The sequence below is a fragment of the Glutamicibacter sp. AGC84 genome, from assembly GCF_053543575.1.
This window is the reverse complement of sequence record NZ_JBLVOC010000006.1, coordinates 38,577-39,425: the sequence shown is the minus strand read 5'-3', so window position 1 is coordinate 39,425 and position 849 is coordinate 38,577. Positions and strand designations below refer to the sequence as shown.

At 60.5% G+C, this 849-nt stretch carries 2 protein-coding genes; both read left to right on the top strand.

Features of this window, described 5'->3' with window-relative positions:
* Window positions 1-200 (top strand): hypothetical protein (locus ACNPN0_RS04100; protein WP_448937284.1); only part of this gene is annotated, 200 nt, incomplete at its 5' end.
* Between the two features lie 18 nt (window positions 201-218).
* Window positions 219-806, top strand: coding sequence for a GNAT family N-acetyltransferase (locus ACNPN0_RS04095; protein WP_332489126.1), 588 nt, complete (start codon window positions 219-221; stop codon window positions 804-806).
* Window positions 807-849 lie beyond the last annotated feature (43 nt).

Here is an 849-nt window from a genome sequence, read left to right as displayed (position 1 = left end):
GGGCCCCCGCAGTGCTGTTCCTGGCGCTCCCCCACCCCGCCGCCAACCAGGTCGGCCGGCCTTGTGCCACTGCTTGTTGCACCCCGGCGCGCCACCGGCGCCAAGACATCCCGCTTCGGCCTTCGATCCGCGTCAAAACGGCCATCGGCAAGGCCGGAAAGGGTTCGCCGTCAACGATCTTCCGGATACTGCCCAGCTAGACCCGGTAGATTAGAAGCATGGCAAGTGACATATGGAACACAGAAAATGCCCAGGACTACGGAATCAACCTGCTGATTTCCGAACACCTTCGGCTCCGTGAACTACAAGAGGAAGATCTTGCGTTCCTCACCCAATGGTGGAATAGCCCAGAATTCATGGCCCTGCAGGGCAACCTGGTACTTCCCCACCCGATCACCGAAGCCGCAGAACTCTTCAAATCGCGCAGCGTCAACCGTGGCACCACCGACGGCGTGGGACTTTCCATCACGCTTCCCGATGACACGCTGATCGGGCACACCGCTTTGTACGACTACAACGCGCCGGCCCGTTCGGCCGAATTGATGATCATGATCGGTGGTTCAAATGTGGGCCAAGGCTATGGCACCATGGCCACCAAGATGATCATCGACTACGGCTTCCGCGAGATGGGCCTGAACCGCATCGGCTTGAACGCCTGGGCGTACAACGAGCGCGCACTGCGCACCTTCAACCGCGCAGGATTCCGCGAAGAGGGCCGGGTGCGCCAGGCTGGATTCCACGATGGGTCGTTCCACGACAAGATCATCATGGGCCTGCTGGCCAAGGAGTACTTCAACGCCAAGTAGTCCGCACAGGCAGAGAACGAGACCTTAACAGAGCTGGGGGGGG

Excerpts from the sequence above, each read along its gene's own strand:
- ACNPN0_RS04095 (WP_332489126.1), top strand. The coding sequence starts at position 219 with ATGGCAAGTGACATATGGAACACAGAAAATGCCCAGGACTACGGAATC.